26 protein-coding genes are annotated in these 23,954 nt (G+C 60.5%); 23 read left to right on the forward strand and 3 right to left on the reverse strand.

Translation table 11 applies throughout. The features are described from left to right. Window positions 1-277: 277 nt before the first annotated feature. The 16 genes from ACIQ1A_RS08385 to ACIQ1A_RS08460 all read left to right on the forward strand — a co-directional run bounded on the left by ACIQ1A_RS08385 (window position 278) and on the right by ACIQ1A_RS08460 (window position 14,587). Window positions 278-667: a hypothetical protein gene (locus ACIQ1A_RS08385; protein WP_395770616.1), complete on the forward strand. Its 390-nt coding sequence runs from the start codon at window positions 278-280 to the stop codon at window positions 665-667. Further along, window positions 657-1,514, forward strand: coding sequence for a F0F1 ATP synthase subunit A (atpB, locus tag ACIQ1A_RS08390; protein ID WP_395770617.1), 858 nt, complete (start codon window positions 657-659; stop codon window positions 1,512-1,514). Before ACIQ1A_RS08385 ends, atpB begins: the two co-directional genes overlap by 11 nt. Window positions 1,515-1,585: 71 nt before the next feature. After that, window positions 1,586-1,861 (forward strand): F0F1 ATP synthase subunit C, encoded by a 276-nt coding sequence (gene atpE / locus ACIQ1A_RS08395; protein ID WP_395770618.1) that lies wholly within the window; start codon window positions 1,586-1,588, stop codon window positions 1,859-1,861. A gap of 57 nt (window positions 1,862-1,918) precedes the next feature. Continuing rightward, complete coding sequence (locus tag ACIQ1A_RS08400) at window positions 1,919-2,389, forward strand: F0F1 ATP synthase subunit B (RefSeq protein WP_395770619.1); 471 nt, start codon at window positions 1,919-1,921, stop codon at window positions 2,387-2,389. Window positions 2,390-2,400: 11 nt separating this feature from the next. Continuing rightward, window positions 2,401-2,928 (forward strand): F0F1 ATP synthase subunit delta, encoded by a 528-nt coding sequence (locus ACIQ1A_RS08405; RefSeq protein ID WP_395770620.1) that lies wholly within the window; start codon window positions 2,401-2,403, stop codon window positions 2,926-2,928. Between the two features lie 43 nt (window positions 2,929-2,971). Further along, window positions 2,972-4,516 carry a F0F1 ATP synthase subunit alpha gene (gene atpA / locus ACIQ1A_RS08410; protein WP_395770621.1) on the forward strand — a complete coding sequence of 515 codons (1,545 nt, stop codon included), beginning with the start codon at window positions 2,972-2,974 and terminating at the stop codon, window positions 4,514-4,516. Between the two features lie 54 nt (window positions 4,517-4,570). Further along, a complete protein-coding gene (gene atpG / locus ACIQ1A_RS08415) occupies window positions 4,571-5,434 on the forward strand; it encodes a F0F1 ATP synthase subunit gamma (RefSeq protein ID WP_395770622.1) in 864 nt (287 codons plus the stop codon). Window positions 5,435-5,489: 55 nt separating this feature from the next. Further along, entirely contained in the window at window positions 5,490-6,899 is a 1,410-nt protein-coding gene (atpD, locus tag ACIQ1A_RS08420) for a F0F1 ATP synthase subunit beta (protein WP_395770623.1), read from the forward strand. 16 nt (window positions 6,900-6,915) lie between these two features. Next, the gene (locus tag ACIQ1A_RS08425) at window positions 6,916-7,338 is read left to right on the forward strand and encodes a F0F1 ATP synthase subunit epsilon (RefSeq protein WP_395770624.1); all 423 of its coding nucleotides are present in this window, start codon (window positions 6,916-6,918) and stop codon (window positions 7,336-7,338) included. A 97-nt stretch (window positions 7,339-7,435) separates the two neighbouring features. Further along, complete coding sequence (glmU, locus tag ACIQ1A_RS08430; protein ID WP_395770625.1) at window positions 7,436-8,815, forward strand: bifunctional UDP-N-acetylglucosamine diphosphorylase/glucosamine-1-phosphate N-acetyltransferase GlmU; 1,380 nt, start codon at window positions 7,436-7,438, stop codon at window positions 8,813-8,815. A gap of 9 nt (window positions 8,816-8,824) precedes the next feature. After that, window positions 8,825-10,651: a glutamine--fructose-6-phosphate transaminase (isomerizing) gene (glmS, locus tag ACIQ1A_RS08435; protein WP_395770626.1), complete on the forward strand. Its 1,827-nt coding sequence runs from the start codon at window positions 8,825-8,827 to the stop codon at window positions 10,649-10,651. Between the two features lie 40 nt (window positions 10,652-10,691). Beyond that, the gene (locus tag ACIQ1A_RS08440; protein WP_395770627.1) at window positions 10,692-11,279 is read left to right on the forward strand and encodes a hypothetical protein; all 588 of its coding nucleotides are present in this window, start codon (window positions 10,692-10,694) and stop codon (window positions 11,277-11,279) included. 103 nt (window positions 11,280-11,382) lie between these two features. Further along, window positions 11,383-11,715 carry an ArsR/SmtB family transcription factor gene (locus ACIQ1A_RS08445; RefSeq protein WP_395770628.1) on the forward strand — a complete coding sequence of 111 codons (333 nt, stop codon included), beginning with the start codon at window positions 11,383-11,385 and terminating at the stop codon, window positions 11,713-11,715. Window positions 11,716-11,749: 34 nt separating this feature from the next. After that, window positions 11,750-12,772, forward strand: a complete 1,023-nt coding sequence (locus ACIQ1A_RS08450) for an ArsJ-associated glyceraldehyde-3-phosphate dehydrogenase (protein WP_395770629.1) — start codon at window positions 11,750-11,752, stop codon at window positions 12,770-12,772. Between the two features lies 1 nt (window position 12,773). Next, window positions 12,774-13,994: an organoarsenical effux MFS transporter ArsJ gene (gene arsJ, locus ACIQ1A_RS08455; protein WP_395770630.1), complete on the forward strand. Its 1,221-nt coding sequence runs from the start codon at window positions 12,774-12,776 to the stop codon at window positions 13,992-13,994. A gap of 14 nt (window positions 13,995-14,008) precedes the next feature. Continuing rightward, complete coding sequence (locus ACIQ1A_RS08460; protein WP_395770631.1) at window positions 14,009-14,587, forward strand: TIGR00730 family Rossman fold protein; 579 nt, start codon at window positions 14,009-14,011, stop codon at window positions 14,585-14,587. Between the two features lie 6 nt (window positions 14,588-14,593). Here the strand turns inward: ACIQ1A_RS08460 and ACIQ1A_RS08465 are convergent, their stop codons facing one another. Continuing rightward, complete coding sequence (locus ACIQ1A_RS08465; RefSeq protein ID WP_395770632.1) at window positions 14,594-15,076, reverse strand: GAF domain-containing protein; 483 nt, start codon at window positions 15,074-15,076, stop codon at window positions 14,594-14,596. A gap of 31 nt (window positions 15,077-15,107) precedes the next feature. Here ACIQ1A_RS08465 and bioD point away from each other — a divergent pair, with 31 nt between their 5' ends. From bioD to ACIQ1A_RS08485, 4 genes are all read left to right on the forward strand, one after another. Continuing rightward, complete coding sequence (gene bioD, locus ACIQ1A_RS08470) at window positions 15,108-15,767, forward strand: dethiobiotin synthase (protein WP_395770641.1); 660 nt, start codon at window positions 15,108-15,110, stop codon at window positions 15,765-15,767. Window positions 15,768-15,867: 100 nt separating this feature from the next. After that, on the forward strand, window positions 15,868-16,911 hold the full coding sequence (locus tag ACIQ1A_RS08475) for an efflux RND transporter periplasmic adaptor subunit (RefSeq protein ID WP_395770633.1): 1,044 nt from the start codon (window positions 15,868-15,870) through the stop codon (window positions 16,909-16,911). A gap of 15 nt (window positions 16,912-16,926) precedes the next feature. Beyond that, complete coding sequence (locus ACIQ1A_RS08480; protein WP_395770634.1) at window positions 16,927-20,025, forward strand: efflux RND transporter permease subunit; 3,099 nt, start codon at window positions 16,927-16,929, stop codon at window positions 20,023-20,025. A gap of 123 nt (window positions 20,026-20,148) precedes the next feature. Further along, window positions 20,149-20,493, forward strand: a complete 345-nt coding sequence (locus ACIQ1A_RS08485) for an endonuclease domain-containing protein (RefSeq protein WP_395770635.1) — start codon at window positions 20,149-20,151, stop codon at window positions 20,491-20,493. Between the two features lie 56 nt (window positions 20,494-20,549). Here the strand turns inward: ACIQ1A_RS08485 and queD are convergent, their stop codons facing one another. Continuing rightward, a complete protein-coding gene (gene queD, locus ACIQ1A_RS08490; protein WP_395770636.1) occupies window positions 20,550-20,906 on the reverse strand; it encodes a 6-carboxytetrahydropterin synthase QueD in 357 nt (118 codons plus the stop codon). A gap of 72 nt (window positions 20,907-20,978) precedes the next feature. On the opposite strand from queD, the gene ACIQ1A_RS08495 reads away from it, so the two are divergent. Further along, complete coding sequence (locus ACIQ1A_RS08495) at window positions 20,979-22,229, forward strand: molybdopterin molybdotransferase MoeA (RefSeq protein WP_395770637.1); 1,251 nt, start codon at window positions 20,979-20,981, stop codon at window positions 22,227-22,229. Continuing rightward, window positions 22,208-22,753: a molybdenum cofactor guanylyltransferase gene (locus tag ACIQ1A_RS08500; protein ID WP_395770638.1), complete on the forward strand. Its 546-nt coding sequence runs from the start codon at window positions 22,208-22,210 to the stop codon at window positions 22,751-22,753. The genes ACIQ1A_RS08495 and ACIQ1A_RS08500 overlap by 22 nt, the downstream gene beginning before the upstream one ends. Window positions 22,754-22,783: 30 nt before the next feature. Here ACIQ1A_RS08500 and ACIQ1A_RS08505 read toward each other — a convergent pair whose 3' ends face one another. Continuing rightward, window positions 22,784-23,155, reverse strand: coding sequence for a cell wall hydrolase (locus ACIQ1A_RS08505; RefSeq protein ID WP_395770639.1), 372 nt, complete (start codon window positions 23,153-23,155; stop codon window positions 22,784-22,786). 282 nt (window positions 23,156-23,437) lie between these two features. Between ACIQ1A_RS08505 and ACIQ1A_RS08510 the strand changes: the two genes are divergently transcribed. Continuing rightward, the gene (locus tag ACIQ1A_RS08510; RefSeq protein WP_395770640.1) at window positions 23,438-23,950 is read left to right on the forward strand and encodes a DUF3016 domain-containing protein; all 513 of its coding nucleotides are present in this window, start codon (window positions 23,438-23,440) and stop codon (window positions 23,948-23,950) included. Window positions 23,951-23,954 lie beyond the last annotated feature (4 nt).

Raw genomic sequence — 23,954 nt, forward strand, 5'->3', positions numbered from 1 at the left:
CCATCCCGAACACGGAAGTGAAACGCAACCGCGCCGATGGTAGTGTGATTCTGTCATGCAAGAGTAGGTCATCGCCAGGGTCTTTACCCTAAACCCCCGATCCAATGGATCGGGGGTTTTTTATTGGCCGGACAGACGTCTATTCAGAAATAATGAACCATGAACGGCTGCGTACAGCCCCGTTTGCGCGCATTGTTTTATCTTGCTTCCATGCCGTATTTTGCTATAATACGGCAGATTATTTTGGGCCGTAACGCGGCGGTTCGGTTGACGGAATATGCTCAGACATTTCCAAAATCAGCTGAACCAAGGCGCTAAGTTGCTGGTTTTTCAGGCCCTGTCGGCAGTGATTATTGCTTTAGCGTGGTCCCTGATTGATAGCCCATCGCAGGGTGTGGCATTCATGATTGGCGCGCTGGCTGTTGCGCTTGGGCAGTTCCTCCAGTCGGTAGTGGCATTTACCGGCGGTTTGCGTGGAGCGGCGCCTTGGTTCGGCCGCCTGCTGTTAGGTGTGCTGTTGAAGTGGGTGTTGGTGTTTTCAATCATGCTTGCCGGCATGAAGTGGATTGCACCGGTCCCGTTAGCCGCACTTGCCGGTCTGGTGTTTTCGTTGTTGGTCATCCAATTGTTCAATTATTTCGATGCAAAGGTGAAACGTGGCAGCTGAAGAATCAACTGGTGGTCAAACCGAATACATTCAGCACCATCTGCAGCATCTGCAGTGGCATGTCGGCGACAGCAAGTTCATGACCATCAACGTCGACAGCGTGTTCTTCCTGCTGTTGATGTGTGCCCTTTTCGTCGGTTTCTTCCTATACGTTTCCCGCCGCGCTACCTCCGGCGTTCCGGGCAAGCTGCAATGTGCGCTCGAAATGGTCGTGACCGGCATCGACGGCCTGGTGCGCGAAACCTTCCACGGCCAAAGCAAATTCATCGCACCGCTGGCGGTGACCATCTTCTGTCTCGTTTTCCTGATGAACTTCATGGACATGGTTCCGGTCGATTTGCTGCCCGGTGCCTGGCACACCGTCGGTCCAGCGCTCGGCTTCAAGGATTATCTGCGCGTTGTGCCGACGGCCGATCTGAATACCACCCTGGGCATGGCTTTGGGCGTATTCTTCCTGATTCACTATTTCGGCATCAAACACAAAGGTCTCGGTCTGTTCGTGAAAGAGGCGTTCACCGCCCCGTTCCATGCCGATAAACTGTGGATGGCGATTCTGCTGGCTCCGGCCAATCTGCTGCTGCGTCTGATCGAGGAGCTGGTCCGCCCGGTTTCGCTCAGCCTGCGATTGTTCGGCAACATGTATGCCGGCGAACTCATCTTCATTCTGATTGCGGTGATGACGCTCGGCTCTTCGCTGGATGCACTGTCGACCTACGCGATGATGCCGGTGCAGTTTATTTCCGGATTCATCTGGACCGCCTTCCACGTTCTGGTCATCACCCTGCAGGCCTTCATCTTCATGATGCTGACTGTGGTGTATTTGAGTATGGCCGCCGAGAAGCACTAATCGTTTTTGCTTTACCCTTTGTTTCAAACTGACCTGTTATTACCTTTAACCGCAATACCACGGAGAGCATCATGGAAAACATCAACCTCATCGCCGACGTCATGGGCATGACCGTCATCGCCGCAGCCCTGCTGATCGGTTTCGGCGCCCTCGGTACCGCCATCGGCTTCGCCATCCTCGGCGGCAAATTCCTGGAAGGCGCTTCACGTCAGCCGGAACTCACCCCGATGCTGCAGACCAAGCTGTTCATCGTCGCCGGCCTGCTCGACGCCATTCCGATGATCGGCGTCGCCATCGCCCTGCTGCTGATCTTCGCCAATCCGTTCATCTCCGCCCTCGGCGCCTAATTCAGGCATCGTCTTGCAGCCGGCAGCGTCCCGCCGCCGGCCCATAGGAGTTAGATCATGGATATCAATTTAACGCTCATCATCCAGGGCCTCGCGTTCTTCGCGGTGGCTTGGGTCGTGATGAAATTCGGTTGGCCGAACATCATGGCCGCGATCGAAGAGCGTCAGGCCAAGATTGCCGACGGCCTCGCCGCCGCCGACCGCAGCAAGAAGGATCTCGCCCAGGCCGAAGAAAAGGTCAACGAAGTCCTGCGCGAAGCCCGTGTCAAAGCGAATGAAATCATCGCCCAGGCCGAAGCCCGTCGCTTGCAGATTATCGATGCCGCCAAGGACGAAGCCGTTGCCGAAGCGCAGCGCGTGAAGGCCAGCGCCGACGCCGAAATCGAACAGTCCGCCAACAAGGCCCGCGAGGAACTGCGCAAGCAGGTCTCCACACTGGCTCTGGCCGGTGCCGAAAAACTGATCCGCCGCGAAATCGACGGCAACGCCCATAAAGCGCTGCTTGACGAGCTGGCTTCGGAAATCTGAGGCAACCGATCATGAGTCAAGCCACCACGCTCGCCCGGCCTTACGCCCGCGCCATTTTCATGCTGGCCAAAGAAGCCGGCTCACTGAAGGATGTCTCGGAAGCGCTTGCGTTTTCCGCGCAGGCCGTCGGCGTTCCCCGTGTTGCTGACATGCTCGGCGATCCGCGGGTTTCCGTCGCACAGTTGCTGGATTTGATCAGTCATCCGGAAGCGCCCGAATCCGTTCGCGGATTCTTCTCGGTGCTGTCCGAGAACGGTCGTCTGTCGTTACTGCCGGAAATCTACGCACTGTTCGAAGCCCTGCGAGCCGAAAGCGAGCATGTGGTCAAGGCCACCATCACGTCCGCAGAGCCCTTGTCCGCTGAAAGCCTGAAGTCGCTGACCGATGCACTGAAAAAGCGTTTCGGTGGTGATGTCGAGGTGCAGACCGCGGTCGATGCGTCCTTGATCGGCGGTGCCGTGATCGATGCCGGCGATGTCGTGATCGACGGCTCGGTGCGCAACAAACTGGTTCGCCTCAACGCAAGTCTTGCCAATTAATTTCAATTAACCGCTGGCTACGGCCAGAAACCTAGGAATTCCCATGAAGACGCTCAATCCGTCCGAAATCAGTGAACTGATCAAGAGTCGAATCGACAAAGTGAACCTGGCCTCCGAAGCCCGCAACGAAGGCACCGTGACCTCCGTTTCCGACGGCATCGTGCGCATCCACGGCCTGGCCGACGTGATGCAGGGTGAAATGATCGAACTACCGAACAACACCTTCGCGCTGGCCTTGAACCTGGAGCGCGACTCGGTCGGCGCCGTGGTCCTGGGCGATTACGAGCATCTTCTGGAAGGCAACGTGGCCAAGACCACCGGCCGCATCCTTGAAGTGCCGGTCGGTCCGGAACTGCTCGGCCGCGTCGTGAACGCGCTGGGCGAGCCGATCGACGGCAAAGGTCCGATCACCACTTCGCTGACCGCTCCGGTCGAAAAAGTGGCCCCGGGCGTGATCTGGCGCAAATCGGTGTCGCAGCCGGTGCAGACCGGTTACAAGTCGGTCGACGCCATGATTCCGGTAGGCCGCGGCCAACGCGAGCTGGTCATCGGTGACCGTCAGACCGGCAAGACCGCGCTGGCCATCGACGCCATCATTAACCAGAAAGGCACCGGCGTGAAGTGCATCTACGTCGCGATCGGCCAGAAAGCCAGCTCGATCGCCAACGTCGTGCGCCGCTTGGAAGAAAACGGCGCGCTCGCCCACACCATCGTGGTCGCCGCCACTGCGTCCGAGTCGGCCGCCATGCAATACATTTCGCCCTACTCCGGCTGCACCATGGGTGAATACTTCCGCGACCGCGGCGAAGACGCCCTGATCGTGTATGACGATCTGTCCAAGCAGGCCGTGGCCTACCGCCAGATCTCCCTGCTGCTGCGCCGTCCGCCGGGCCGTGAAGCCTATCCGGGCGACGTGTTCTATCTGCACTCCCGTCTGCTCGAACGCGCTGCCCGCGTCAACGAAGAGTACGTCGAGAAATTCACCAACGGCGCCGTCAAGGGCAAGACCGGCTCGCTGACCGCGCTGCCGATCATCGAAACCCAAGCCGGTGACGTCTCGGCGTTCGTGCCGACCAACGTGATTTCGATCACCGATGGTCAGATCTTCCTGGAAACCGATCTGTTCAACGCCGGTATCCGTCCTGCGGTAAACGCCGGTATCTCGGTGTCCCGCGTCGGCGGCGCCGCACAGACCACCATCATGAAGAAGCTGTCGGGCGGTATCCGTATTTCGCTCGCCCAGTACCGTGAGCTGGCGGCGTTCGCGCAGTTCGCTTCCGATCTCGACGAAGCCACCCGCAAGCAGCTTGAACGCGGCCAGCGCGTGACCGAACTGATGAAGCAGAAGCAGTATGCACCGATGTCGATCGCGCAAATGGCGCTGTCGATTTACGCCGCCAACGAAGGTTACCTCGATGACGTGGCGTTGCCGCAGATTCTGGCTTTCGAAGCCGGCCTGCATGCGCATATGGCCAACAGCTACGGTGAACTGGAAAAGAACATCGTCGCCACCGGCGCTTGGGACAAGGACATCGAAGCGCAGTTCAAGCAGATGATTTCCGAATTCAAGGCCACCGGCAGCTGGTAATGCGACCGGGCGCCCTCCGGCACCCGCAACCCCACAAGCGATAGCGAGAAAGACATGGCAGGCGGACGCGAAATCAAGACCAAAATAAAGAGCGTGCAGAATACCCGCAAGGTGACGCGTGCGCTCGAAATGGTCTCAGCCTCTAAAATCCGCAAGGCCCAGGACCGCATGAAGGCATCGCGCCCGTACGCGCGCATGATGCGTCAGATCGTCGGTCATGTGGCCAAAGCGAATACCGATTATGTGCATCCGTTCATGGTCGAACGCAAAGACGTCAAGCGCGTCGGCTACATCATCGTATCGACCGACCGCGGCCTTTGCGGCGGCCTGAACTCGCAGATGTTCCGCCGCATCCTGGCCGACATGCGCGTGTGGCAGGAAAAGGGTGTCGAAATCGATCTGGTCTGCGTCGGTCAGAAAGCCGCCACCTTCTTCCGCCGTCTGAAAGTCAACATGCTGGCCTCGGTCACCCATCTGGGCGAACAGCCGCATGTCGAACAACTGATCGGCGTGATCAAGGTCATGCTCGACGGTTTCGAAGCCGGCAACATCGACCGCGTGTTCCTGTGCTATAACGACTTCATCAACACCATGGCACAGCGTCCGGTTCAGGACCAGCTGCTGCCGCTGCCGGCTGATGAAGCGCTCGATTCCAAACACAGCTGGGATTACCTGTACGAGCCGGATGCCAAGACCGTGCTCAACCACGTGGTGACCCGTTACGTCGAGTCGCTGGTGTACCAGGCGGTGCTGGAAAACCTGGCTTCGGAACATGCCGCGCGCATGGTCGCCATGAAGTCGGCTTCCGACAATGCAAACAAGCTGATCGAAACCCTGCAATTGATTTACAACAAGGCGCGTCAAGCGGCGATTACCCAGGAAATTTCCGAAATCGTCGGCGGCGCCGCCGCTGTATAACGCGCCTGGCGCACCCATTCACGAATTACAGATTTGACTTTTTGAGGATACCGAAATGAGCCAAGGCAAGATTGTACAGATCATCGGCGCGGTGGTGGACGTCGAGTTCAACCGCAACGAAGTGCCCAAAGTGTATGACGCGCTGAAGGTCGAGAACACCGAAATCACCCTCGAAGTCCAGCAGCAGCTGGGCGACGGCATCGTGCGCTGCATCGCGCTCGGTTCCACCGATGGCCTGAAACGCAACCTGGTCGCGACCAACACCGGTCACGCGATTTCGGTTCCGGTCGGTACCGGTACCCTCGGCCGCATCATGGACGTGCTCGGCAATCCGATTGACGAAGCCGGTCCGGTCGATGCCAAGGCGCACTGGGAAATCCACCGCGCGGCCCCGTCGTATGAAGAGCAGAGCTCGACCAACGAACTGCTGGAAACCGGCATCAAGGTGATCGACCTGATGTGTCCGTTCGCCAAGGGCGGTAAAGTCGGTCTGTTCGGCGGCGCCGGCGTCGGCAAGACCGTCAACATGATGGAACTGATCAACAACATCGCCAAGCAGCACAGCGGCCTGTCGGTGTTCGCCGGCGTGGGCGAGCGTACCCGCGAAGGCAACGACTTCTACCACGAAATGAAGGACTCCAACGTCCTCGACAAAGTGGCGATGGTGTACGGCCAGATGAACGAGCCGCCGGGCAACCGTCTGCGCGTTGCGCTGACCGGCCTGACCATGGCTGAATTCTTCCGTGACGACAAAGACCCGACCACCGGCAAAGGCCGTGACGTGCTCCTGTTCGTCGACAACATCTACCGCTACACCCTGGCCGGTACCGAAGTGTCGGCGCTGCTCGGCCGCATGCCGTCGGCCGTGGGTTACCAGCCGACCCTCGCCGAGGAAATGGGCGTTCTGCAGGAACGCATCACCTCGACCAAGACCGGTTCGATCACCTCGATCCAGGCCGTGTACGTGCCCGCGGACGACCTGACCGATCCGTCGCCGGCGACCACCTTCGCCCACTTGGATGCCACCGTCGTGCTGTCGCGTAACATCGCCTCGCTCGGTATCTATCCGGCCGTGGATCCGCTCGACTCGACCTCGCGCCAGCTGGACCCGAACGTGATCGGCAACGAACACTACGACACCGCCCGCCGCGTGCAGTCGACCCTGCAGAAGTACAAGGAACTGAAGGACATCATCGCCATTCTGGGTATGGATGAGCTTTCGGAAGAAGACAAGCAGGCCGTGTCGCGCGCCCGTAAAATCGAACGCTTCTTCTCGCAGCCGTTCCACGTGGCCGAAGTGTTCACCGGCTCGCCGGGCAAATACGTCACCCTGAAAGAAACCATCCGTGGCTTCAAGATGATCTGTGACGGCGAATGCGACCATCTGCCGGAACAGGCCTTCTACATGGTTGGCGGCATCGATGAAGCCATCGAGAAAGCCAAAAAAATGAGCGCCGCCGCGTAATCCACCGGAGCAAGACATGACTACCATTCGATGCGACATCGTCAGTGCCGAGCAGGAGCTTTTCAGCGGTTCCGTGCAGATGGTGGTGGTGACCGGTGAAATGGGCGAGCTCGGCATCGCGCCGCAGCACGCGCCGCTGATCACCCGGATCAAGCCCGGTTACGTGCGCGTCATGCTGGAAGGCGGCACGCAGCAGGAGTTCTACGTTTCCGGCGGCATTCTGGAAGTGCAGCCGCAACTGGTTTCGGTGCTTGCCGATACCGCGGTACGTGCAGCCGATCTGGATGAAGCCAAAGCCAAGCTGGCCAAGGAAGAGGCCGAGCGCGTGCTCGCCAACCGTTCCGAAGCCATGGAAATCGCCGAAGCCCAGACCAAACTGGCCGAGGCCATGGCCCAGTTGCAGGCCCTCGAGCGCCTGCGCAAGAACCTCAAGCACTGATTGGAACAAAACCGGCTTCGGCCGGTTTTTTTCTAGGCCGTATTCCTGTATTCAGGACGCATCGGCTCGGGCATAATAAACGCTTGCGGGAGGCATTATGCAAAAGCCCTTACATGTCATCATTCTGGCCGCCGGCGAAGGCAAGCGCATGAAGTCGCGGCGCCCGAAGGTGCTGCAGCAGATTGCCGGGCGCCCCATGCTCGGCCACACCATCGCTACCGCCCGCGCGCTCGCCGCCGACGGCATCCATGTGGTTTACGGCCATGGCGGCGATCAGGTGCGGGCCGCGTTCGCCGCGGATGCCGATCTGCATTGGGCCGAACAGGCGCAGCAATTGGGCACCGGCCATGCCGTGCTGCAGGCCATGCCCGGCGTTCCGGATGGCGCCCAGGTGTTGGTGCTGTACGCCGATGTGCCGCTGATTACCGAAAGCACTCTGCATCAGTTGCTGGCCGCCGCCGATGGCGGCACCGCCGTATTGACCGAAACCCTGGACGATCCCACCGGCTACGGCCGTGTGTTGACTGACAAGGATGGCCGGGTGCAGGCGATTGTCGAACAGAAGGATGCCGATGCCGCGCAGAAAGCGGTGCGGCAGATTAATACCGGCGTGGTCACTGCCGATGCCGCCACGCTGCGGCGCTGGCTCGCTGGGCTGGGCAATGCCAACGCCCAGGGTGAATACTACCTGACCGACATTTTCGCGATGGCCGCAGGCGAAGGCCGGCCGGCCAAGGCCGTGGGCTGCCTCAGTGCCGGTGAAGCCGACGGCGCCAATGATGCGTTGCAACTGGCGGTACTGGAACGTCGCTACCAGCGTCGGCAGGCCGAAGCCCTGATGCGCGAAGGCGTGCGTTTCGCCGACCCGTCCCGCGTCGATATCCGCGGCTCGGTCAGCGCCGGCATGGATGTCGAAGTCGATGTCGATGCTGTGTTCGAAGGCCGCGTGGTGTTGCATGACGGCGTACGCATCGGGCCGTTCTGCCGATTGAAGGATGTCGAGCTCGGCGCCGGCAGCGTGGTGCACGCGCATTGCGATTTCGACGGCGTGCAAGCCGGCCCCGGCTGCATGCTCGGTCCGTTCGCGCGTCTGCGCCCGGGCACCGAACTGGCCGAGGGCGTGCATCTGGGCAATTTTGTCGAAAGCAAGAAAACCCGGATCGGCGCGAATTCAAAAGCCAACCACCTCACGTATCTCGGCGATGCCGAGATCGGTACCAAGGTCAATGTCGGTGCCGGCACCATCACCTGCAACTACGACGGCGTGAATAAATCGCTGACTGAAATCGGCGACGGCGCCTTCATCGGCTCCAATTCCTCGCTGGTGGCACCGGTGAGCATCGGCGCGGGCGCCACCATCGGTGCCGGTTCGGTCATCACCAAGGACGCGCCTTCCGATACCCTGACCGTGGCGCGCGCGAAACAACTGAGTTTGAACGGCTGGCAGCGACCGGCCAAGAAACCCAAATCACCCTAAGGAAGCCTTATGTGCGGCATTGTCGGAGCGGTAGCGGAACGGGATGTGGTGCATTTCCTGGTCGACGGACTCAAACGCCTCGAGTACCGCGGCTATGATTCCGCCGGCATCGCGGTCATGTCCGATACCATCAAACGCGTGCGCCGCACTGGCCGCGTGGCCGAAATGGAAGCGGCAGCACAGGCCGAATCACTGACCGGCCAGGTCGGCATCGGACATACGCGCTGGGCCACGCACGGCGGCGTCACCGAGCTCAATGCGCATCCGCACATCAGCTCCGGCGAACTTGCGCTGGTGCACAACGGCATCATCGAAAACCACGAGCAGCAGCGTGAACGCCTGCGCGCGCTCGGCTACGTGTTCGAATCGCAGACCGATACCGAAGTCATTGGCCATCTGGTGCATCATTACTACGCCGAAAGCGGCGATCTGCTGACCGCCACCCGGCGCGCGGTCAAAGATCTGGAAGGCGCCTATGCCATCGCCGTCATCCACCGCAACGAACCCAAACGCCTGGTCGCCGCGCGCATGGGTTGCCCCCTGCTGGTCGGTCTGGGCGAAGGTGAAAACTTCATCGCCTCCGATGTGTCGGCGGTGCTGTCGGCCACCCGCGACGTCATCTTCCTGGAAGAGGGCGATGTGGCTGACGTAACCCTGGCCGGCGTGCAGGTTTATGACGCTGACGGCAACACGATTACCCGGCCTGTGCACCGATCGGATGTGTCGCTGGCGTCGATGGAACTGGGCCCGTACAGCCATTTCATGCAGAAGGAAATACACGAACAGCCGCGCGCGCTGGCCGATACCATCGAGCCGGTCATGGATGAAGGCTTCTCGCCGACCCTGTTCGGCAATGAGGCCGCAGCCCTGTTGGCCGATGTCCGTTCGGTACAGATTCTCGCCTGCGGCACCAGCTATTACGCCGGCCTGACTGCACGCTACTGGATGGAAGCCATCGCCGGCATTCCCTGTAGTGTGGAAATCGCCAGTGAATATCGCTACCGCGATGCCTACGCCGATCCAAAGCAGTTGATTGTCACCATCTCGCAGTCGGGCGAAACGCTCGATACCATGGAGGCCCTGAAGTACGCCAAGAGCCTCGGCCAAGACAAAACCCTGTCCATCTGCAATGTGCAGGAAAGCGCGATTCCGCGCGCCAGCCGCATGGTGTTCTACACCCGTGCCGGCGCCGAAATCGGTGTGGCTTCGACCAAAGCCTTCACAACGCAATTGATTGCGCTGTTCGCGTTGGTCGGCACCTTGGCCAAACTGCACGGACGCTTGGATGCGGCACATGAAAAAGCCCTGCTCGACGATCTGCGTCTGCTGCCGGGCAGCGTGCAGGCCGCGCTCAACCTCGAACCGCAGATTATCGCCTGGTCCGGACTGTTCGCGCCCAAGCATCATGCCCTGTTCCTCGGCCGTGGCCTGCATTATCCGATCGCGCTGGAAGGCGCGCTCAAGCTCAAGGAAATCTCCTACATCCACGCCGAAGCCTATCCGGCCGGCGAGCTCAAGCACGGCCCCCTGGCACTGGTCGATGCCGACATGCCGGTGGTGGTGATTGCCCCGAACGACAGCCTGCTGGAAAAAGTGAAATCCAACATCCAGGAAGTGCGCGCACGCGGCGGCAAAATGTTCGTGTTTGCCGATGCCGACAGCCACTTCAGCGATTCCGACGGTGTGCATGTGATCCGCACCCCGCGCCATGTCGGTCTGCTCAGCCCGATCGTGCACTCGATTCCGGTGCAGCTGCTGGCTTACCACACCGCCATCGCGCGCGGCACCGATGTCGACAAGCCGCGCAATCTGGCGAAATCGGTGACCGTTGAGTAGATTCAGCCAAGAATAAATTGAGCAGCATTAGGGAGCTAAAATGGATATTAGCTTGTTAGAAAAGATTATTTTTAGCTCTAACTTGATTCCAACTGCCATAATTTTCTGGCTAGTATGGTCTTCTTTGAGAACTAGACTGAATTTAACTAAAAGTAAGTTGATAATCTCTATTTTCTTTATTCTGACTTACATTGTCTCATCGGCCGTCTATTCTGAAATTTCAAAAATTACACAAAGCATATGGCTGAGAGGGTGGCTAACTGCTTTTGTTCCATTTACATTTTCAGCTATTATCATTTCATTTTTTGTGCCTACAGAAAAGAAAAGTATCGAAGAGAAGAGCGTATTAAGTAAAAAATTATTCAACAATCTTGACAGCTCTGGCTCAAGGGTTTGGTTCATCGTTTTTATTGCAGGAATCACTCTAAGTATTTGTTCGTACATACTGTTTTTATCATCCAGCACATATTTAGACTTTATAGATGTGCTACAAAGTGATAGCCAAAGATATAAATACATCCAATATTTGCTTTTATGTGGGGCCGCTTGTATTTCCACAGGCTATATTTTTGCGTTTCATTACAAATCAACGATTGGCCGTCTACTGGGCTGGATTAGGCATGGCTGAAAATATTTTTGATACAGACTGGCTATTTCAGGTTTTATAGCTCATGACTCCGCACTGATTCTTCGGTAACATTTCTGTCATATATTTCGACTATTATGGAATCATGGAAATGAACGCTGCCGTTGAACAACTCGCCGCTCTGGGCAATGCCTCGCGCCTCTCGGTATTCCGCCTGTTGGTGCAGGCCGGACCGGCCGGATTGAGTGCTGGCATCATCGCAGAGCGTCTGCAGTTGCCGCCGGCCACACTTTCGTTCCACTTGGCCAGTCTGCATCACGCCGGCCTACTCAGCAGCCGTCAGGAAAGCCGATTTGTGTATTACGCCGTGGACTTCACAGTGGCCGATGGTTTGCTGGCCTATCTGGTCGAAGACTGCTGCCAAGGTATGCAGTGCCTGCCGAAAACTGCAGCTGTGCGGACCAAAGCCTGTTGCTGAATCACCAATCAACGAACCCGTGGAAATGACTGCAATGAACCCCATGCCAATGAATATCGGAATCAACGGCTTCGGCCGCATCGGACGGTTGGTGATGCGCATCGCCGCCGACAACCCCGATGTCCGCGTAATCCGCATCAACGATCCGGCCGGGGATGCCGAAACCCTGGCGCATCTGCTGAACTTCGACTCGGTGCACGGGCGCTGGAACCGCGAAGCGCAGGCCAGTGATGGCGCAATCCTGCTGGACGGCCAGCGCATTGCGGTCAGTCATCACAAAACCATCGCCGACAGCGACTGGTCGGGCTGCGATGTGGTGATCGAAGCCTCCGGTAAGATGAAAACCAAAGCCGTGCTGCAGGCCTATCTGGATCAGGGCGTAAAGCGCGTGGTGGTCACCGCGCCGGTGAAAGAAGAGGGCGTTCTCAACGTGGTGATGGGCGTCAACGATGCCGCCTACGATCCGGCCCTGCACCGCATCGTCACCGCCGCGTCCTGCACCACCAACTGTCTGGCCCCGGTGGTGAAGGTCATCCATGAAGCGCTCGGTATCACACACGGCTCGATCACTACCATCCATGATCTGACCAACACCCAATCCATTCTCGATACGCCGCACAAGGATCTGCGCCGTGCGCGGGCCAGTGGCCTGAACCTGATTCCGACCACCACCGGTTCGGCCACCGCCATCACCCACATCTTTCCCGAGCTGAAAGGCAAACTCAACGGTCATGCCGTGCGCGTGCCCTTGGCCAACGCCTCGCTGACCGACTGCGTGTTCGAAGTGGCGCGGCCGACCACGGCCGAGGAAGTGAACGCGCTGCTACAAGCCGCCGCGGAAGGTCCGCTGAAAGGCATCCTCGGTTATGAGCAGCGGCCGCTGGTGTCCAGCGATTACAAAACCGATCCGCGCTCAAGCATCATCGATGCACTGTCGACCATGGTGGTTAATGGAACGCAGGTGAAGGTGTATGCCTGGTACGACAACGAATGGGGCTATGCCAACCGTACCTTCGAGCTGGCCTTGAAGGTCGGCCACGGTGACCTCGCCGCCTGACATGATTGTGTCCGAAGCCAATCCGGCCTTCCGGCAGTATCTGACCGTCACCGGCAATTACTGGGCATTTACGCTGACCGACGGCGCCCTGCGCATGCTGGTGGTGCTGCATTTCCACGCACTCGGTTATAGTCCGTTGCAGATTGCCATGCTATTCCTGTTTTATGAAATCTTCGGCATCATCACCAATCTGCTTGGTGGCTGGTTGGGTGCGCGTTGGGGCCTGAATCGCACCATGAATGTCGGGTTGCTGCTGCAAGTTGCGGCCTTGTCCATGCTGCTGGTTCCGACACCAATGTTAAGCGTGGTCTGGGTGATGGCAGCGCAGGCGCTCTCGGGTATCGCCAAAGACCTGAACAAGATGAGCGCGAAGAGCAGCCTGAAATTCCTGGTGACCGATAACGCCCAGGACACGCTTTACCGATGGGTGGCCCTGTTGACCGGTTCCAAGAACGCGCTCAAAGGGGTCGGGTTTTTTCTGGGCGGCCTGTTGCTCAGCGTGTTGGGATTCCAGGGCGCGGTCGGCGTCATGGCGGCCGCGCTGCTGCTGGTCTGGGTTGTGAGTCTGTTTCTGTTGCGCGGCGATCTGGGCAAGGCCAAGGCCAAACCGAAATTCACCGAGTTGCTGTCGAAAAGCCGCGCCGTGAACATTCTCTCGGCCGCGCGCCTGTTTTTGTTCGGCGCCCGCGATGTCTGGTTCGTGGTCGCCTTGCCGGTGTTTCTGGGCGCGCAATTGGGTTGGGATTATTGGCAAGTCGGCGGATTTCTGGCGGCCTGGGTGATCGGCTACGGATTTGTGCAATCCTTGGCGCCGTATGTTACCGGCAAGCGAAAAGGCGTAGTGCCCGATGGCCGTACCGCCCTGCATTGGGCGATTCCCTTGATTGCGGTGCCGGCCTTGATGGCGTTCCTGCTCGGGCAGGGTACCGCGCCGGCGATGCTGGTGATTGTGGGTCTGGCCGTGTTCGGTGTGCTGTTCGCGGTTAACTCCGCGTTGCACAGCTATTTGATTCTGAGCTACGCCAAAGAGGACGGCGTGTCGCTGGATGTCGGTTTCTACTACATGGCCAATGCCATGGGCCGTCTGCTGGGTACGGTATTGTCCGGTTGGATTTACCAGACCCAGGGTCTGGCGGCCTGTCTGTGGGTGTCGGCCGGCTTTCTGCTGCTCACGGCGCTTATCTCGCGCGCGCTTCCGAGGCATAATAAGGCTTCCGCTTAAGCGAGGCACTTCCAATGCGTATCTGTGTCTATGCCGCGTCCAGCGCGCAAGTCCATCCTGAATTCCAGTCCGCTGCATTCGCCATGGGCGAAGAAATCGCCTTGGCCGGGCACAGCTTGGTGTACGGTGGCGGTTCCACCGGTTTGATGGGCGCCGTGGCCGATGGCGCGCTGAAGCATGGCGGTGAAGTCATCGGCATTCTGCCGAAATTCATGGCCGATCTGGAATGGGGTCATCCGGGCTTGACGCAATTGCAGCTGGTGGAAGACATGCGCGAACGCAAACACCGGCTGCTGACTGATGCCGATGCGGTCATCGCCTTGCCCGGCGGCTGCGGCACGCTCGAGGAATTGTTCGAGGCCATCACCCTGAAACGACTCGGCATCTATTTCAATCCAATCGTGCTGCTCAATACCCGCAATTTCTATGCGCCCGTGCAGATGTTCATGGATCAAGTGATTGACGAGAAATTCATGAATCCCGAACACACCGCGATGTGGTCGCTGGAAGATTCCGCCGCCGATGTGCTGCCGCGCATTCTGGCTACGCCAAAATGGCGCGAAGACGCCCGCGATTACGCGGTGGTGCGCTAAGCTGAATTAGTTGCTGCCGGCGCAGAACAGCGCGGCGATGGTTTCGAACGCCGCTTTATCGGTGTCATCGAAGCGGTTCAGCACCGGGCTGTCTACGTCCAGTACGCCGATGAGTGCGCCGTCTTTGATCAACGGCACCACAATCTCCGACTGTGAGGCCGAATCGCAGGCGATGTGGCCCGGGAAGGCGTGCACATCCGCAACCAACTGGGTTTCACGAGTCTGTGCCGCCGTACCGCACACGCCATTGCCGAGCGCGATGCGCACGCAGGCCGGCAGGCCTTGGAATGGACCGACGATCAGTTCGCCTTGTTCGAGAAAATAAAAGCCGAGCCAGTTCACTTCCGACAGGTTATTGAACAGCAGCGCACTCAGGTTGGCGGCATTAGCCACGCGGTGACGCTCGCCGTGCAGCAGGGCTTGGCACTGGGCAATCAGTTGTTCGTATTGTTCGGCTTTGCTGCCGGAAAGCGGACTGGCGGTGAACATGGCGGTTTCCTTTTGCGGTATTTTAGGCGATATGCAGACCCTTGATGTGAACTTCCTGTCGCCGGAAACCGGCGTATTCGTGACCGGCACCGATACCGGTATCGGTAAAACCCATGCCAGTGCCGCGCTGTTGCGGGCCTGTCGCGCCGCGGGCCGGCGCGTGCAGGGCATGAAACCGGTCGCCAGCGGTTGCGAGCGCATCGATGGCGCCTGGCGCAACGAAGACGCCCTGATGCTGATCGACGCCGCCGGCAGCGCTGCCGATTACGCGTCGGTCAATCCGTATGCCTTGCCGACACCGACCGCACCGCAGCTGGCTGCGGCCGAAGCCGGCGTGGTCATCGCCTTGCCGGTGATTACCGCCGCCTACCGACACCTGGCAGCACAGGCCGATATGGTGCTGGTGGAAGGCGTCGGCGGCTGGCTGGCGCCGTTGAGCGATGATCTGGACCAATCCGATCTGGTGCAGGCCTTGGATCTTCCGGTGCTCCTGGTGGTCGGCCTGCGCTTGGGCTGCATCAATCATGCGCGCCTGAGCGAGCACAGCATCCGCGCCAGCGGCTGCCGTCTGCTCGGTTGGTTGGGCAATGTCGTCGAGCCCGGTTTCGATGCCGATGGTCGCTATTTCGAAGCGCTGCAACGCAGCATGCGCTCGCCTTGCCTCGGGCGCCTGCCGTTCCAAAACGCATGACTTCCGACCCATGCATGACGGCGGCGAATCCGCTTCAATAAGGCAGGCCGCATAAGCCGTATAATGGCGGTCTTGCGGCGGGGGAATTCTGGAGAACATCATGCGTGTGATTTTGGCCATCCTAATGGCGCTATTGCTGTCCGCCTGTGGCAACAATGCCCCGCAAGGCGGTCCGCCCGGCGGCGGCATGCCACCGACCATGGTCGAAACCGTCAAAGCCGAAACCCGGCCGCTGTCCGATCACATCGAGGCGGTGGGCAGTCTGCGCGCGCTGGAGTCGGTGACCGTGCGTCCGGAAGTGGCCGGCAAGCTGGTGCGCATCCAGGTCGCCGAAGGCCAAACCGTGGCCGCCGGTACGCTGTTGTTCGCGCTCGATGGCGACATCGCACGCGCCGAAGTCAACGAAGCCATGGCCTCTGTGCGCGCCAGCGAACGCAACCGCCCCCGCATCGTTGAGCTCGCTACCAAGCAACTGATTTCCAAATCCGATGCCGATGCGGCCTTGGCCACCTCCGAAATCAACAGCGCGAAGCTGGCTTCGGCCAAGGCGCGCTTGGCCAAAACCGAAATCCGTGCGCCGTTCGAAGGCGTGGTCGGTCTGCGTCAGGTCAGCGTCGGCGAATACGTCAACGCCGGTCAGGCCTTGGTGGAATTGGTGCGCTTGGATCCGCTGGAAGTGGAGTTCCAGATTCCGGAAACCCAAGCCGCGCGTTTGAATGCCGGTCAAAGCGTCAGTGTGCAGACCGATGCCTTCCCGGGCGAATCCTTCTCCGGCAGCATCAGCGCTGTGGCGCCGAGCGTGCAGGTGTCGGGCCGCAGTGTGGCCGTGCGTGCGCGCTTGGCCAATGCCGAAAAGAAACTAAAGCCCGGCCAGTTCGCGCTGGTGCAGGTGGCCTTGGCCGCCGCAGCGCCGGTACTGATGGTGCCCGAGCAGGCCATCTGGCCGAGCGGCGATCAGAAGATGGTGTATCGCATCAAAGCCGGCAAGGCCGAACTGGTGTCGGTCACTTTGGGACTGCGGGAACCGGGTTGGGTCGCGGTCACCGCCGGTCTGTCGGTCGGTGATGAAGTAATCACCGCCGGACAGCAGAAGCTGTTCCCCGGCGCCCCGGTGATGACCGGCAAACCCACCGCCGCCAAATAACCGGAAACGACCGCCATGGTGCTCTCCGATCTTTCCATCCGCCGGCCGGTCTTGGCCATTGTGGTCAATCTGGTCATCGTGCTGATCGGCGTGATCTGCTACGACCGCTTGGCCGTTCGCCAGCTGCCGAACGTGGACGTGCCGGTGGTAACTGTGGCTACTGGCTATCCGGGCGCCAACGCGCAGGTCATCGAATCGCAGATCACCAAACCGATTGAAGACACTTTGTCCGGCATCGAAGGCATCGATTACATCCAGTCGGTGTCGCGTGCCGAATCCTCGCAGGTCACCGTGCGCTTCAAGCTCGACCGCGATGCCGATGCCGCCGCCTCCGACGTGCGTGACCGTGTGGCCCAGGCCCGCGGCGCCTTGCCGGAAGAAGCCAGCGATTCGATCGTGCAGAAGCAGGAAGCCGATGCCCAGCCGATCATCTATCTGGCCTTCTCCTCCGACCGCCACTCGCTGGTGGAAATCGCTGATTACGCCAACCGCATCGTCAAGGATCGGGTGCAGACCATTCCCGGCGTGGCCCAGGCGCAGGTGTACGGCAGCCGCTACGCCATGCGTGTCTGGCTGGATCCCGAACGCCTGGCCGGTTACGGCCTGGCACCGTCCGATGTCGAGTCGGCCCTGCGCGCGCAGAACGTGGAAATTCCGGCCGGCCGCGTCGAGGGCCTGCAGCGCGAATTCACCGTGCTGTCGGAAACCGATCTGAAAACCCCGGAGCAATTCGCGCAGATCATCCTCGGCAACAGCAACGGCTATCTGGTACGTCTGGGCGATGTCGCCCGGGTTGAACTCGGCGCCGACTCGGCACGCTTCCGGGCCCGCTTCAACGGCAAGAACGCCATCCCGCTCGGCATCGTCAAGCAGGCCGTGGCCAATCCGCTGGAAATTTCCAAAGCCATCAAGACCATGCTGCCGCAGATCACGCGTGCGCTGCCGGCCGGCATGAAAGTGGAAGTCGCCTACGACTCCACCATCTTCATCGAGAAATCGATCAGCGAAGTGTACGTCACCGTGTTCGAGGCCATGCTGCTGGTGGTGCTGGTGATCTTCCTGTTCCTGCGCAACTGGCGCGCGGTGCTGATTCCGATCGTGACCATTCCGGTCTCGCTGATCGGCGCGTTCGCCATCATGTACATGCTCGGCTTCTCCATCAATATCCTCAGCCTGCTGGCCATGGTGCTGGCCATTGGTCTGGTGGTGGACGATGCCATCGTCATGCTCGAAAACATCTACCGGCATATCGAAGAAGGCATGCCACCCTTGGAGGCGGCGTTTAAAGGCAGCAAGGAAATCGGCTTCGCCATCATTGCCATGACCCTGACCCTGGCCGCGGTGTATCTGCCCTTCGCGTTTTCGACCGGACGCACCGGCAAGCTGTTCGTCGAATTCACCCTGACCCTGGCCGGCGCCGTGCTGGTTTCGGGCTTCACCGCGCTGACCCTGTCGCCGATGATGTGCTCGAAGCTGCTGCGTCATGAAACCGATCACGGCCGATTCTATCTGTGGGGCGAGCGCATGCTGGCATCGCTCGATAGCGGCTACCGGCGCGTACTGGCGCGCGTGCTATCGCTGCGTAAATTGGTGGTCATCGGTGCCGCAGTGGTATTCGCCGCTGCCGCGCTGCTGTTCACCTTGTTGCCGAAGGAACTGGCGCCGCAGGAAGACCAGGGCCTGATCATCGGTTTCGCCAACGCACCCGAAGGCGCCACCATCGACTACACCGATGGCTACGCCAAGCAGATGGAAAAAGTGTTCGAGAATGTGGCCGAGCGCGACCGTTCCTTCGTCATCGTCGGCTTCGGTGAAGTCACTTCCGCCATCGGCTTCGTCGGCCTGAAGGACTGGGGCGAGCGCGCGCGCACCGCGCAGCAGATCGCCGGCAGTCTGTTCCCGCAGTTCATGGGCATTACCGGGCTGATGGCCTTCCCGGTCACGCCGCCGCCGCTCGGCCAGAATGATTTCGGCCAGCCGGTCAGCTTCGTGGTGCAGACCACCGGCACCTGGGAAGAACTGGATGGCACGGTCAAAAAACTGCTGACCAAGATGCAGGAAAATCCGCAGTTGACCAATCCGGATTCCGATCTGAAATTGAACAAACCCGAGCTGCGCGTGCTGATGAATCGCGACAAGATCGCGTCGGTCGGCACCGATGTCGGCACGGTCGGTCGCACCCTGGAAACCATGCTCGGCGGCCGCAACGTGACCCGCTTCAAGAAGGGTTCCGAACAGTACGACGTCATCGTGCAGGTCGATGACGGTTTGCGCCGCACCCCGGAATCGCTGGCCAACATCTACGTGCGCGGCAGCGACGGCTTGGTGCAGATGAGCAATCTGGCAACCGTGACTGAAACCGTGGCGGCCAAGGAACTCAACCACTTCAACAAAATGCGTTCGGCGGTGATCAGTGCCGGCCTGGCGCCCGGCTATTCGCAGGGTGAAGCGCTGAGCTGGATGGAAAATGCCCTGCAACAAGTTGCGCCAGGTTCGCAATATGATCTGAACGGACAATCGCGCGAGTACCGCGAATCCGGATCCAGCACCGTGGCGTTGCTTGCGTTGGCGCTGGTGTTCATCTATCTGGTGCTGGCCGCGCAGTTCGAGAGCTTCGTCGATCCGTTGGTGATTCTGGTTTCGGTGCCGCTGGCGGTATTCGGTGCGTTCCTGTGTCTGGTGCTGCTCAATGCCGGTGCCGGACTGGGCCTGTGGAACGCCACCGGGTCCTGGAACATCTACACCCAGATCGGCGTGGTCACGCTCATCGGTTTGATTTCCAAACACGGCATCATGATTGTCGAGTTCGCCAATCAACTGCAGGAGCAGGGCAAGAGCAAACTGGAAGCGGTGGTGGATTCCGCCACGCTGCGTCTGCGCCCGATTCTGATGACCACCGGCGCGATGGTGCTGGGTGCAGTGCCGCTGGCGCTGGCCTCGGGTGCCGGTGCGGAAGCGCGTCACCAGATCGGCTGGGTCATCGTTGGCGGTTTGAGCATTGGCACCGTGTTCACCCTGCTGGTGGTGCCGGTGGTGTATTTACTGCTGGCGCGCGATCACCGTCCTGCAGCGGTACAAATCCGACAGCGCATTCGGCGTATTCCGAACGATTGACGCGGTGGGTTGTGGCAGGGTGGGGGGATGACGCATGCCCTCACGCCGGCCCTCACCCCAACCCCTCTCCCGGAGGGAGAGGGGCTTTGTGGAGGTTTTAGATCGCCGGTGTATGTCGGAGTTTTGGCGATTGGTTTGCGCCGGCGGCAAACGCCGGCGGAACAGATCCTCTGGAACGCTTTGCGCAATCGTGCCGTGAACGGCCACAAGTTCCGCCGCCAACATCCGCTTGGGCGCTACATTCTCGATTTCTATTGCGCGAAACTGCGGCTGGCCCTTGAAGTGGATGGCCGGCATCATTTCTGCCCGCAGCGGCGCGCCTACGATGCGGTGCGAACACGCTTTCTGGCCGGCTGCGGCATCCGCGTGCTGCGTTTCAGCAATACCCAGGTGGAAACGAATCTTCCCGCCGTCCTCGAAACAATCCGCGACTACACCCCTCTCCCTGTGGGAGAGGGGCAGGGGTGAGGGCAAGAACGCGCGGGAGAGGCGCAGGGGTGAGGGCGATGTTGCGCAGGCGTGAGTCAATCGCCCCGGTAACGACAGCCCGATGTGCAGGTTTCGTGCACCCACACTTCGCTAAGCGCCGGCAGGGCCGGTTTCAGTTCGTTCCAGATCCAGCGCGCCAGATTTTCGCTGGTCGGATTTTCCAGGCCGGGCACGTCGTTCAAGTAGTGATGGTCGAGCCGCGCATAGATCGGCTGGAAGGCCGATTTGATGTCGGTGAAATCCATGATCCAGCCGGTGTGTTCGCCGGGGGTGCCGGCCACGAACAGTTCGACCAGAAAGGAATGGCCGTGCAGTCGCGCGCACTTGTGCCCGTCCGGCACGTTCGGCAGACGGTGGGCGGCTTCAATGTGGAATTTCTTGTAGATTTCCATGCGGCGGACTGCTCAAATGACCGCCGATAGCATAGCATTAAAGCCCCTGATGCCCCTTTATGCCGGAGCCCCGTGATTTCCTTCGAGCAGGCCCTTGCGGCCGTGCGCCAACGCGCCGGCCTGCAGCCCGATGTGATGCTTGCGGCCGATGCCGCGCTGGGCCATGTGCTGGCCGAAGACTGCATCGCCACCGAATCCTTGCCCGGTTTCGATAACGCCGCCATGGACGGCTTCGCGCTGAGCGACGCGCATCTGGCCTTGCCGCCGGGAACGCCGATGGCCCTGCATGAAGTGCAGGCCGCCGGCGATGCGCGCTTTACGCTGGGCGCTGCCGCCTGCCGGATCATGACCGGTGCCGTAGTGCCGGAGGGCACCGCCACCGTAGTGCCGGTGGAGGACGCTACGGTACACACCGCCGCCGATGGTTCGCAGACGGTGGTGTTGACCGCGCCCGCCAGCGCCGGCATGCACATCCGCCGCGCCGGGGAAGACGTGCAGGCCGGAACACGGGTGCTGCCTGCCGGTACGCGCCTGCAGCCGCAACACCGGATGCTGTTGGCCGCGTTGGGCATGAGCGAAGTGCGCGTGCGCGCGCCGGTCTTGGCCGCGGTGCTGTGCACCGGTGCCGAACTGGTGGACGATCACGCCGCGCTGGCCGATGGCCAGATCCGTAACAGCAACGGGCCGTATCTGCGGGCCGCGTTGCCGGCCATGGGCGCCACGGTGGCGCTGTACCGCCGCCTGCCGGATTCTGCCGCGGCCTATGCCGAAGCGGTGCGCACGGCCGAACAGGCCGGCTGTCGGATCATCCTCAGCACCGGCGCGGTTTCGATGGGCGTGCACGATTTCGTGCCGGACGCCCTGCGCGCGCTGGGCGCGGAAGTGGTGTTCCACAAACTACAGATGCGGCCGGGCAAGCCGACCCTGTTCGCGGTGCTGCCCTCGGGCGCGCTGCTGTTCGGGTTGCCGGGCAACCCGATGTCCTGCGCGGTGGGCGCGTGCTTTTTCGTGCAGGCCGCGCTGCGCCAGATGCAGGGCCTGGCGCCGGAACTGCCGCTGCGCGCCGTGTTGCAGGCGCCGGTGCGCAAAAAACCGGGCTGGACCTTGATCCAGAAAGCCACGCTGGCGGTGTCGGATGACGCCCAACTGCAGCTGCGGGTCTTGGCCGGGCAGGAATCGTTCCGCATTCAGCCCTTTGCGCAAGCCAATGCCTGGGCCGTGTTGCCGGAAAGCGATGCCGAGCTTGAAGTAGGCCGCGTACTCGATTGCTACCCGCTGCAGCCGGCGCTCTCGGAATGGCCATGCGGCCCTGCATCGGCCTGATTCTGGCCGGCGGCCGCTCACGGCGCATGGGCGAAGATAAAGCCCGGCTGCCGCTGGCGCATGGCAATCTGCTGGCTTGGCAAGTGGCGCGCTTGGCGGCGTGTTGCGATCGGATCGTGGTCAGTGGCGATTACCCCGAACATGTCGCCGTGCCCGATGTACTGCCCGGCTTGGGCCCGTTGGCCGGCTTGCATGCGGCCGCGCTGCGATTCCCGAAAGCCGCGCTGTGGGTGCTGCCGGTGGACATGCCCGGCCTGCGTCCGGAACGCCTGCAGGCACTGCGCCAGCAGGCCGCGCCCGCGTTTTATGGCGACTCGCCCTTGCCGGCCTGGTTTCCGGATACCGACGTTTTGGTAGCGGCCATTACCACCATGCTGGCCGCCGCGCCGCGCGAACTGTCCATCCGCCAGCTGCATGCGCGCCTGCAGAGCCGCGCCTTGCCGGCCCTGCCGGCCAATGAGCAAGCCAACCTCAACACGCCCGAAGACTGGGCCGCGTTTAGCCGGGCCTCGGCGACGCCATAAAAAAACCCCGCCGAAGCGGGGTTTTTTTGATTAGTGGCTCAACGCGTAGAAGATGTGGTTGCCGATGGTGTAGCGCCGGCTGAGTCGGTTCGACCACTTCGGGGCCACATAGGTGGCGTGGAAGAACAGCACATTGTCGCGTTCGGCGGCCATGGCTTTGCGTGCGGCCAGTTTGGTTTCCTGGCTCACCGGGGTATGCAGGGTGGCATCGTTGCCTTTGTACCAGGAGAACTGCTTCTTCTGCTTGACCACGGCGCACACGCTTTTCGGGAAGGCCGGGGCGGCCACGCGGTTCAGCACCACGTTGCCCACGGCCAGCTTGCCGGCCAGGCTTTCACCTTTGGCTTCATGGTGGATGGCGGCCTCGAGGCAGCGCACTTCTGCGGGGGGTAAATCAATCATGATTTGCTCCTTGACGTCTTTGGGTTTTCACGGGGGGAGCCAGACCCGGCAAATGAGGCCGGTCGGTACTGGCGGGTGGTGCCGCGTGTTGCGGGTGGCACCGGAAATTGGGGTAGCGGCAGTTCGGCCGTTGCGATAAGTGGATGTATTTTGATGTTTTTTTGCTGAACGGCAGGTGAAGTCGGGTATTTTTTGACCACTGAAACTGAACCGTTTTTCACCCTGAGCCGGCTTTACGGGCGTAGGATTGGGTGTACTGGACTGATTCCGGAGGAAAAACCCATGAAAACCCCGATTGCGCTACAAACCGCTGTGTTGGCCCTTGTTTTGGTGGTTCCGGCCACTGCAATGGCCGGCGAAGCCAAAATGAGCCTGATGAATCCCGATAAATTCACCGACATCAAGCCCGGCAACGGCACCGACAAGAGCTTCCGCAAGGGCCTGGAGCGGGCGTTCACCGAGGAGCTGAGCAAGTCGGCCAAGGCCCTGCCGGCCGGCCAGACCCTGGAAGTCACCTTCACCGACATCGACCTGGCCGGCGAAGTCGATCCGGTGGATATGCCGGGCGGCTACCAGCTGCGTTTGTTGAAGGATGTCTACTTCCCGCGTCTGCAATTCGATTACCGCGTGCTGGATGCGTCCGGTGCGGTAGTTTCCGAACAGAAGGGCGTGGAGTTGAAGGACATGTCCTATCTGACCGGACCGCGAAGCGCTACCACCAGCACATCGTTCTATTATGAAACCAAGATGCTCCGGGAGTGGTTCAAAAAAACCCTGCTCGGGGATCCGAAGTAAAACA

The organism is Arenimonas sp., assembly GCF_044353605.1.
Lineage (GTDB): Bacteria > Pseudomonadota > Gammaproteobacteria > Xanthomonadales > Xanthomonadaceae > Arenimonas.

Coding starts and splice junctions, on each gene's coding strand:
- atpA (WP_395770621.1), top strand. CDS start 2,972: ATGAAGACGCTCAATCCGTCCGAAATCAGTGAACTGATCAAGAGTCGA.
- ACIQ1A_RS08385 (WP_395770616.1), top strand. CDS start 278: ATGCTCAGACATTTCCAAAATCAGCTGAACCAAGGCGCTAAGTTGCTG.
- bioD (WP_395770641.1), top strand. CDS start 15,108: ATGCAGACCCTTGATGTGAACTTCCTGTCGCCGGAAACCGGCGTATTC.
- ACIQ1A_RS08500 (WP_395770638.1), top strand. CDS start 22,208: ATGCGGCCCTGCATCGGCCTGATTCTGGCCGGCGGCCGCTCACGGCGC.
- ACIQ1A_RS08480 (WP_395770634.1), top strand. CDS start 16,927: ATGGTGCTCTCCGATCTTTCCATCCGCCGGCCGGTCTTGGCCATTGTG.
- ACIQ1A_RS08475 (WP_395770633.1), top strand. CDS start 15,868: ATGCGTGTGATTTTGGCCATCCTAATGGCGCTATTGCTGTCCGCCTGT.
- glmU (WP_395770625.1), top strand. CDS start 7,436: ATGCAAAAGCCCTTACATGTCATCATTCTGGCCGCCGGCGAAGGCAAG.
- ACIQ1A_RS08405 (WP_395770620.1), top strand. CDS start 2,401: ATGAGTCAAGCCACCACGCTCGCCCGGCCTTACGCCCGCGCCATTTTC.
- ACIQ1A_RS08465 (WP_395770632.1), bottom strand. CDS start 15,076: ATGTTCACCGCCAGTCCGCTTTCCGGCAGCAAAGCCGAACAATACGAA.
- ACIQ1A_RS08445 (WP_395770628.1), top strand. CDS start 11,383: ATGGAAATGAACGCTGCCGTTGAACAACTCGCCGCTCTGGGCAATGCC.
- glmS (WP_395770626.1), top strand. CDS start 8,825: ATGTGCGGCATTGTCGGAGCGGTAGCGGAACGGGATGTGGTGCATTTC.
- queD (WP_395770636.1), bottom strand. CDS start 20,906: ATGGAAATCTACAAGAAATTCCACATTGAAGCCGCCCACCGTCTGCCG.
- atpG (WP_395770622.1), top strand. CDS start 4,571: ATGGCAGGCGGACGCGAAATCAAGACCAAAATAAAGAGCGTGCAGAAT.
- ACIQ1A_RS08400 (WP_395770619.1), top strand. CDS start 1,919: ATGGATATCAATTTAACGCTCATCATCCAGGGCCTCGCGTTCTTCGCG.
- ACIQ1A_RS08505 (WP_395770639.1), bottom strand. CDS start 23,155: ATGATTGATTTACCCCCCGCAGAAGTGCGCTGCCTCGAGGCCGCCATC.
- atpE (WP_395770618.1), top strand. CDS start 1,586: ATGGAAAACATCAACCTCATCGCCGACGTCATGGGCATGACCGTCATC.
- ACIQ1A_RS08425 (WP_395770624.1), top strand. CDS start 6,916: ATGACTACCATTCGATGCGACATCGTCAGTGCCGAGCAGGAGCTTTTC.
- ACIQ1A_RS08440 (WP_395770627.1), top strand. CDS start 10,692: ATGGATATTAGCTTGTTAGAAAAGATTATTTTTAGCTCTAACTTGATT.
- ACIQ1A_RS08510 (WP_395770640.1), top strand. CDS start 23,438: ATGAAAACCCCGATTGCGCTACAAACCGCTGTGTTGGCCCTTGTTTTG.
- atpD (WP_395770623.1), top strand. CDS start 5,490: ATGAGCCAAGGCAAGATTGTACAGATCATCGGCGCGGTGGTGGACGTC.
- ACIQ1A_RS08460 (WP_395770631.1), top strand. CDS start 14,009: ATGCGTATCTGTGTCTATGCCGCGTCCAGCGCGCAAGTCCATCCTGAA.
- ACIQ1A_RS08450 (WP_395770629.1), top strand. CDS start 11,750: ATGAACCCCATGCCAATGAATATCGGAATCAACGGCTTCGGCCGCATC.
- arsJ (WP_395770630.1), top strand. CDS start 12,774: ATGATTGTGTCCGAAGCCAATCCGGCCTTCCGGCAGTATCTGACCGTC.